General features: G+C 29.0%; 11 protein-coding genes. All 11 read left to right on the top strand.

The genetic code is table 11. From position 1 onward, the window contains the following. Positions 1-665 (top strand): TolC family protein (locus IAI56_RS14730; RefSeq protein WP_187658589.1); only part of this gene is annotated, 665 nt, incomplete at its 5' end. 25 nt (positions 666-690) lie between these two features. After that, on the top strand, positions 691-1569 hold the full coding sequence (locus IAI56_RS14725) for an HlyD family secretion protein (protein ID WP_187658588.1): 879 nt from the start codon (positions 691-693) through the stop codon (positions 1567-1569). A gap of 84 nt (positions 1570-1653) precedes the next feature. Next, positions 1654-2130 carry a c-type cytochrome gene (locus IAI56_RS14720; RefSeq protein ID WP_187658587.1) on the top strand — a complete coding sequence of 159 codons (477 nt, stop codon included), beginning with the start codon at positions 1654-1656 and terminating at the stop codon, positions 2128-2130. A gap of 3 nt (positions 2131-2133) precedes the next feature. Continuing rightward, the gene (locus IAI56_RS14715; RefSeq protein WP_187658586.1) at positions 2134-2535 is read left to right on the top strand and encodes a hypothetical protein; all 402 of its coding nucleotides are present in this window, start codon (positions 2134-2136) and stop codon (positions 2533-2535) included. 13 nt (positions 2536-2548) lie between these two features. Continuing rightward, positions 2549-2989: a hypothetical protein gene (locus IAI56_RS14710; RefSeq protein WP_187658585.1), complete on the top strand. Its 441-nt coding sequence runs from the start codon at positions 2549-2551 to the stop codon at positions 2987-2989. Beyond that, positions 2986-3273, top strand: coding sequence for a cupin domain-containing protein (locus IAI56_RS14705; protein ID WP_187658584.1), 288 nt, complete (start codon positions 2986-2988; stop codon positions 3271-3273). Before IAI56_RS14710 ends, IAI56_RS14705 begins: the two co-directional genes overlap by 4 nt. Beyond that, positions 3273-4169, top strand: coding sequence for an ABC transporter ATP-binding protein (locus IAI56_RS14700; RefSeq protein ID WP_187658583.1), 897 nt, complete (start codon positions 3273-3275; stop codon positions 4167-4169). The genes IAI56_RS14705 and IAI56_RS14700 overlap by 1 nt, the downstream gene beginning before the upstream one ends. An 8-nt stretch (positions 4170-4177) precedes the next feature. Next, positions 4178-4912: an ABC transporter ATP-binding protein gene (locus IAI56_RS14695; protein WP_112112173.1), complete on the top strand. Its 735-nt coding sequence runs from the start codon at positions 4178-4180 to the stop codon at positions 4910-4912. Positions 4913-4957: 45 nt separating this feature from the next. Then, positions 4958-6064 (top strand): ABC transporter permease, encoded by a 1107-nt coding sequence (locus tag IAI56_RS14690; RefSeq protein ID WP_187658582.1) that lies wholly within the window; start codon positions 4958-4960, stop codon positions 6062-6064. 143 nt (positions 6065-6207) lie between these two features. Beyond that, positions 6208-7329 (top strand): ABC transporter permease, encoded by a 1122-nt coding sequence (locus IAI56_RS14685; protein WP_121314060.1) that lies wholly within the window; start codon positions 6208-6210, stop codon positions 7327-7329. A gap of 80 nt (positions 7330-7409) precedes the next feature. After that, positions 7410-8201 (top strand): hypothetical protein (locus IAI56_RS14680; RefSeq protein ID WP_187658581.1); only part of this gene is annotated, 792 nt, incomplete at its 3' end.

The raw sequence follows: 8201 nt of genomic DNA, 5'->3' as shown, positions 1-8201 counted from the left end.
AGCAGTTAACCGAAATTAAATTTGAAAACATCAAATTATTAAATAACCTTTCAGAATTAACTTTTTCAGATATTGATACCGAAACAACTTTAATACAACCAGTATCATATCCAAATAGCACTAATACAACAAGACCTGAAATTGCTTTTTATGATTTACAAAATCAGCAATTAGAGTTCTCGAAAAGTGTACTATCTAAATCAAATCTTCCAAAAATAAATGCTTTTGGTCAAGCGGGTTATGGTAATCCTGGATTAAACATGTTAGACAATTCTTTTCAACCATTTTATGTTGTTGGCCTAAAAGCGAATTGGAATATTTTTGATTGGGGCAAAACCAAAATAGATAAAAAAGCATTGGATATATCTAAAGAAATAGTAACATCTGAGAAAGAAACATTTGAATTAAATAACAAAATACAATTAGAAGAGCAAGATTTTGAAATTAAAAAATTAGAACAACTGCTGCTTTCTGATACCGAAATAATTCAAATACGTGAAAAAGTTATTAAATCCTCAGATGCTCAATTAAAAAATGGTGTGATAACATCGTCTGAATATCTTATTGAATTAACCAATTTATTTGAAGCAAAAAATATTTTGAAAACGCATGAAGTTCAATTAGCAGCAGCTAAATCAAATTACGAAATAATTAAAGGAAAATAAAATAGTACCCGAAAAATTTAAAAAAATGAAAAAAATAAACATAATAATTTTAGCAACGATAGGGTTAATTTCTTGTAACAAAAATAACGATAAAGCTGACGGTTATGGGAATTTTGAAGCAACTGAAATAACTATTTCTTCAGAAGCTAACGGTAAAATAGAGTTTTTAAAAGTCGAAGAAGGAGATGAATTAAAATCTCAATTACAAGTAGGATTAGTTGATACATTACAATTACATTTTGCGAAACAACAATTAATTGCTTCTAAAAGCACCGTGTCGTCAAAATCCGCAAATATAATATCACAAAAAAGCGTCTTAAATGAACAATTAAAAACAGCTAAATTAGAGAAAAACCGAATCCGTAATATGTATTCTGAAAATGCTGCAACTAAACGACAAGTAGATGAAATTGAAGGAAAGGTAAAAGTTATCGAAGAGCAAATTAAAAGTGTCGGAACTCAAAACGCACCTATTTTAAATGACTTAAAATCGATAGATGTACAAATTGCTAGAATCAATGATCAAATAGCAAAAAGTAAAATTATTAATCCTATTAATGGAACTGTTTTAACTAAGTATGCTGAACCAGGCGAAATAACAGCATTTGGAAAACCACTATACAAGATAGCTGATATTTCTGAAATGACTTTGCGAATCTATGTAAGCGAAACACAGTTGTCAAAAATAAAAGTTGGACAAAATGTATCGGTAAAAATTGATGCTGAAAAAGATATGAAATCATATCAAGGAAACATTTCATGGATTGCATCTTCGGCAGAGTTTACTCCTAAAATTATTCAAACAAAAGAAGAACGAGTAAATCTCGTTTATGCCGTAAAGGTAAAAGTAAAAAATGACGGTAGTCTAAAAATCGGAATGCCAGCAGAAATGTGGATAAAATAACAACTTAATAGTTAGTTTTAAGTTTATATCATTAACAATTAATTTTTTAAAAACACATAATTTTAAAAATTAAATACAAAAAATATGAAAGCAAATCTTATAATAATCGTAATTACATCTTTTTTTATTTCAAGTTGTAATAACAAAACGTCATCAATTCCAATAACCGAAAGCAATTTAACTACTGATAATAAAGCATTTGAATTATTTCAGCAAAAATGTTACGCTTGTCATAGTGTTACAACAAAATCTCATGATGAAATTATTGCTCCTCCAATGGTAGCTGTAAAACGTAGATATATGAAAGAGTATGATTCTAAAGAAGATTTTGTAAAAGCTATTGTTGCTTATGCTATTGATCCGAAAACAGAAAATGCTTTGATGATTGGAGCTGTTGATAAGTTTAATGCTATGCCAAAACAAGATTTTAAAGAAGATGATCTAACAAAAATTGCATCTTACATTTATGATAATGAAATTGAAACTCCAGAATGGTTTGAAGATCATTTTCAACAAAAGCATAAAAATGGACAAGGGATAGGAAATGGTAGAAATAAATAAACAATGAAAAATTTAATATCATATGGCATAGCATTTCTGTTAGCTGCATTTGGTTTACTTACCTTGTTTTTGAGTGCTTCAGTAATTTTTGACTTATTTGGAATTAGAGCCAAAGAAGGAAATTATGTTTTGTTCATAGTTTGGGCAAATTTCATCAGTAGCATAATCTATTTAGTAGCAAGTTATGGCTTTGTTAAAAACAAAAATTGGACATCAACTATTTTAGGAATTTCGGCACTAATTCTCATAAATGCATTTATTTGCTTTATTATTTATATCTACACAGACGGAGTGCATGAAACCAAAACAATTGGTGCAATGATTTTTAGAATTGTTGTAACCATAATCTTTGTTGCATTTGCTTATTTCACTATCAATAAGAAAAACCAAATTAATATTAATTAAAAAATTATAGAACATGTTAAAAATAAAAATTGCCCTTTTAGCTACATTTAGTTTACTTCTTTTCTCTTGTAATACGAAATCGAAAGAAGAAAAAGCTACTAAAATTAAAACTGAAGAACACCAACATTCTGAAAGCGAAACAATTCAATTAAACAATGGTGAAAAATGGAAGGTAGATGATAATATGATGCTACACATTCGTAATATGGAAAAAGATGTAGACCATTTTGACCAAGAAAAAAGCACTAATTATTCATTATTAGCTAATAAATTAAAGACAAATATTGATATCCTAACATCAAATTGTACCATGAAAGGACAAGCTCATGACGAACTTCACAAATGGTTAGTTCCATACATAGAATTAGTCGATTCGTTTTCTAAAGAAAAATCAGCAAATCAGTTTACAGAAATTCAAAATTCGTTTAAAGCATTTAATCAATATTTCCAATGATTTTAAAAAACTTACATACCGAAAATAAACCCGTTCAAACACAATTATTATTTGAACCAAAAGACGCTAAAGTAATTTCATTGCAAATAGCAAAAGGTGAAACACTTAAAGAGCACGTTTCAAAAATACCTGCATTGTTAGTTTGCATTTCAGGAAATGCTGTTTTTACTGATGATAAAGGAACAGTCGTTAATCTCAATTCAGGCACTTATGTAATGATTGAAGAAAATGTAAAACACGCAATAAAAGCAATTGATGAAAGTAATTTCTTATTGATGAAATAATGAGTATTGCTGTAAACAACATATCAAAATATTACAAAAAATTAAAAGCAGTCGAAAACATTACTTTTAATGTAAATGACGGAGAATTATTTGGTTTAATTGGACCTGATGGCGCAGGAAAAACAACTATTTTCAGAATACTTACTACGCTTTTAGTTGCCAATGAAGGAAGTGCTGAAGTAGCAGGTTTTGACGTAGTCAAACAACTCAAAGAAATCAGAAACTCTGTTGGCTATATGCCAGGAAAATTCTCGCTATATCAAGATTTAACTGTTGAAGAAAATCTACATTTTTTTGCCACTATTTTCGGAACCACAATTGAGGAAAATTATGATTTAATTAAAGATATATACATTCAAATTGAACCATTCAAAGACAGAAGAGCAGGTGCTCTTTCGGGCGGAATGAAACAAAAATTAGCATTATGTTGTGCGTTAATTCATGCTCCAAAAGTATTATTTCTTGACGAACCAACTACAGGAGTTGATCCCGTTTCTCGAAAAGAATTTTGGATAATGCTAAAAAGATTACAACAAAAAGGCATTACAATATTAGTTTCAACACCCTATATGGATGAAGCTTCTCTTTGCGATAGAATTGCATTAATTCAAAAAGGCAAAATTTTAAAAATAGAAACACCTGAAAATATCATTAACAACTACGAAAAAGTAATTTATGATGTACAAGCAAAAAACACACACGGATTGATTCACGATTTAAAAAATTATCCAAATCAATACAGTGTTTATGCTTTTGGTGAGTTTGTACATTACATAGATAAAAATGCAACTTTCAATCCAAACGATTTACAAACCTATTTGAAAAATAAAAATCATACGGATATAATTATTAAACCTGCTACAATAACCATTGAAGATGTTTTCATGGACTTATAAACAAAAAAATGGAAAGAGAAAAAATAATATCTGTAAAAAATTTAACAAAAGAGTTTGGTCATTTTACTGCTGTAAAAGGCATTTCATTTGATGTTTATAAAGGAGAAATTTTTGGTTTTTTAGGAGCCAATGGAGCAGGGAAAACAACAGCTATGAAAATGTTGATTGGAATTTCAAATCCTACTTCAGGTGAAGCCAATGTTGCAGGTTTTGATGTTCACTCACAAGCCGATATGGTAAAAAAAAGTATTGGTTATATGAGCCAAAAATTCTCAATGTATGATGATTTAACTATTAAAGAAAACATTACTTTTTTTGGTGGAATTTATGGATTATCAAGAATACAAATCAAACAAAAAATCGCACAATTAATAGAAGAATTAGAACTTCAAGAAGTAGCAAATAATTTAGTAGGTTCGTTACCATTGGGTTGGAAACAAAAATTGTCGTTTTCAGTTGCATTACTGCACGAGCCAAAAATTGTTTTTCTCGATGAGCCAACAGGAGGCGTTGACCCAATAACCCGAAGACAATTTTGGGAAATGATTTATACACAAGCTTATAAAGGTACTACCATTTTTGTAACCACACATTACATGGATGAAGCAGAATATTGTGACCGTGTTTCTATTATGGTTGACGGCTCTATTGAAGCTTTAGACACCCCAAAAAATTTAAAACAACAATTCAAAGTAGATTCTATGAATGATGTTTTTTTAAAATTAGCAAGGAATATAGAATAATAAATCACTACAACACTTGAAACTTAAACTAGAAACAAAAAACAAATGAAAAGATTTATCGGATTTGTAAAAAAAGAATTCTACCATATTTTCAGAGATAAACGTTCTTTGTTTATTCTGTTTGGTATGCCGATTGCCCAAATTTTATTGTTTGGTTTTGCCATAACAAATGAAATTAACAATGTTGACATTGCCATTTTAGACCAATCAAACGATATAGAAACACAAAAAATTATCTATAAAATAAAAGCATCACCCTATTTTAATGTTGAAAACCAAATTGAAAAAGAAAGCGACATAGAATCAGAATTTAAAAAAGGAAAAATCAAGGCAGTTCTTATTTTCGAACCAAATTTTAGTAAAAATCTAGAAACCAAAAAAGTAGCAGTAGTTCAAGCAATTACCGATGCGACCGAACCTAATGTTGCCAACACAATAGCAAATTATACCTCAGCAGTTATACAAAATTATCAATCGCAAAAAAAACAATCCAATAGTAATCCGGTAAAGGTTGAAGTACAATCGAGAATGTTTTACAATCCTGAACTCAAAAGTGTTTTTAATTTTGTTCCGGGTGTAATGACCGTTATTCTAATGCTTGTTTCAGCTATGATGACCTCTATTTCTATCACACGAGAAAAAGAATTAGGCACTATGGAAATTCTTTTAGTTTCTCCATTAAAACCATTTCAAGTAATTATTGGAAAAGTATTTCCTTATATTTTTCTTTCCATTATCAATGCAATCGTAATATTAACATTAGGCTATTTTGTGTTCAAAATGCCTATAAATGGAAGCATCTTTTTGTTAGCTTTTGAAAGTATATTATTTATCATTTCTGCTCTTTCATTGGGGATATTAATTTCTACCGTTTCTAATTCTCAACAAACCGCAATGATGTTATCATTAATGGGTTTGATGCTACCAGTAATTATTCTATCAGGATTTATATTTCCTATAAATAGTATGCCTTTACCCATGCAAGTAATCAGTAACATCATACCTGCAAAATGGTTCATTATTATTGTAAAAGCCATTATGCTCAAAGGTGTCGGAATTCAATATATATGGAAAGAAACCCTTATATTAATTGGGATGACCGTATTTTTTATAACATTGAGCATCAAAAAATATAAAATTAGACTAGAGTAAGAATAGTATTACTGTAAAGGTTTAAAAACAATCATTGGGATATAAAAATAAATTATGAAATCGCCATTAACAAAAAGTTTGCGCAAGCAAACACAAATAAAAATAGCGATACATATGCACCAAAAAACAAATAATTTTTACATATGAAAACAATATTATTCATCATACAAAAAGAATTCAAGCAAATTTTTAGAGATAAAAGTATGCTCCAACTGATATTTATATTACCCATTTTGCAATTATTAATTTTGTCAAATGCAGCTACATTCGATGTTAAAAACATCGCAATTACTTTTGTCGACAATGACCAAAGTCGGGAATCAAGAGATTTAATAAATTCGTTTAAATCCTCAACCTATTTTAAAGTTACAGAACCCTATTTTTCTGAAAAAGAAGCTATCCAAGAAATGCAAAAAGGAAAAACCGATATTATTGTAAATATTCCAATTCACTTCAATCGTGACCTTCAAAAAGACCAAAAAACAAGTATCTCAGTAAGTATTAATGCTATAGATGCTGCAACAGCAGGTGTTGAAAATGTATATGTAACACAAATTATAAATACATACAATCAAAATATTCAAATGCAGTCCAACTATTTTTCAGGAAACAAAGAAATACCTCAAAATATTATAGTTATACCGTCTTTTTGGTACAACAAAACCTTAAACTACAAAACCTTTATGGTCCCAGGTATCTTGGTTTTATTGGTTACTATGCTTACTTTATTTCTGTCATCAATGAATATAGTTAGAGAAAAAGAGTTAGGTACATTGGAGCAAATTAATGTAACACCAATAAAAAAATATCAGTTTATAGTTGGAAAATTATTTCCATTTTGGGTACTTGGCTTAGTGATTTTGACTGTTGGCTTACTTATAGCTAAAGTTGTTTTTAATGTTCCCATGCTAGGTAATATTTTCCTTGTTTATGGTTTTACATCAGTGTATTTGCTATTAATTTTAGGATTCGGACTATACATATCTAATCATACCGAAACCCAACAACAAGCTATGTTTATTGCGTGGTTCTTTATGGTGATTTTCATATTAATGAGTGGTTTATTTACACCTATCGAAAGTATGCCAAAATGGGCACAAAGCTTAACATTGTTAAACCCTATTCGATACTTTGTAGAGTTCATAAGAATGGTTCTACTAAAAGGATCCGGATTTTATGAAGTATTACCAAACCTATTAATTGTTACCGGATTTGCAGTATTTGTAAACGGCATGGCGGTTTGGAGTTATAAAAAATCAAATTAGAAACTTAGCTTAAATCAAAATATTTATAAGTATTGAATTCAAACTTTTAGAAATCTTGAATTCAACAAATAAATGAAAACATGAAAAATAAAATAGTTTTGATTTCTATTATTTTAATAACATCTATTTCATCGGCACAAACTAAAACAGATTCAATAGTTTCACTTAGTTTAGATAAAATAGCACAAGTTAACCAAGGAGAAAGTTATGTTACATTTCCTTTTGATATTGGAAATTTAGAACCCTTACTATTTGAAGCAAATGTTAGTCCTAATTTTAAAATTCGAGAACGTAAAGATTCAAGATTAATGGCAGTACTTACCTCTCAAATCATTATAAGAATGTTTGATGAATATTCATATCCAGTAAAAACACCCAGTTATATTCCTCAAATAGCATTTTATTTTCTAACAGGTCATAAAGAATCAGCCAATAAATTAACACTTTTTGGTAAAATTGCACATCATTCGAATGGTCAAAACGGAAATTTCTATACCGAAAATGGAGATGTCAATTTACAATCCGGTAATTTTGCAACAAATTATATAGAAATTGGATTTTTAAAATCATCTTACAGTAACCAACTCAATGCGTTCAAATTTATTAAAAGCTCTATTGAAATTCATCCAAAAAAATGGATGTTAGAAGAACTTCAAGGTCAATATAGTGGACTTCGATGGCACAATACCTTTTTAGCCTACAAGCTTCCTATGAAAAGTAGTCTAATAAAAAATAAAGAACAAAGAGCAAACTTTTCTATAAAAGCTGAAACTACTTTGATGCTTGATAATATTAATAATTGGGATACTTTTAATATAGACAGACTTAATACAAGTTTAATTGTTTATTATCATCCAAAATTTTTAGAAGAT

This window comes from Flavobacterium macrobrachii (assembly GCF_014486675.1).
GTDB classification, from domain to species: domain Bacteria; phylum Bacteroidota; class Bacteroidia; order Flavobacteriales; family Flavobacteriaceae; genus Flavobacterium; species Flavobacterium macrobrachii.
Note: the sequence above shows the minus strand (reverse complement) of the source record. Positions and strands in the feature narration are given on the sequence as shown.

Bases quoted from the DNA above. Each gene is read 5' to 3' on its own strand.
- IAI56_RS14725 (WP_187658588.1), top strand. From the start codon at position 691: ATGAAAAAAATAAACATAATAATTTTAGCAACGATAGGGTTAATTTCT.
- IAI56_RS14720 (WP_187658587.1), top strand. From the start codon at position 1,654: ATGAAAGCAAATCTTATAATAATCGTAATTACATCTTTTTTTATTTCA.
- IAI56_RS14715 (WP_187658586.1), top strand. From the start codon at position 2,134: ATGAAAAATTTAATATCATATGGCATAGCATTTCTGTTAGCTGCATTT.
- IAI56_RS14710 (WP_187658585.1), top strand. From the start codon at position 2,549: ATGTTAAAAATAAAAATTGCCCTTTTAGCTACATTTAGTTTACTTCTT.
- IAI56_RS14705 (WP_187658584.1), top strand. From the start codon at position 2,986: ATGATTTTAAAAAACTTACATACCGAAAATAAACCCGTTCAAACACAA.
- IAI56_RS14700 (WP_187658583.1), top strand. From the start codon at position 3,273: ATGAGTATTGCTGTAAACAACATATCAAAATATTACAAAAAATTAAAA.
- IAI56_RS14695 (WP_112112173.1), top strand. From the start codon at position 4,178: ATGGAAAGAGAAAAAATAATATCTGTAAAAAATTTAACAAAAGAGTTT.
- IAI56_RS14690 (WP_187658582.1), top strand. From the start codon at position 4,958: ATGAAAAGATTTATCGGATTTGTAAAAAAAGAATTCTACCATATTTTC.
- IAI56_RS14685 (WP_121314060.1), top strand. From the start codon at position 6,208: ATGAAAACAATATTATTCATCATACAAAAAGAATTCAAGCAAATTTTT.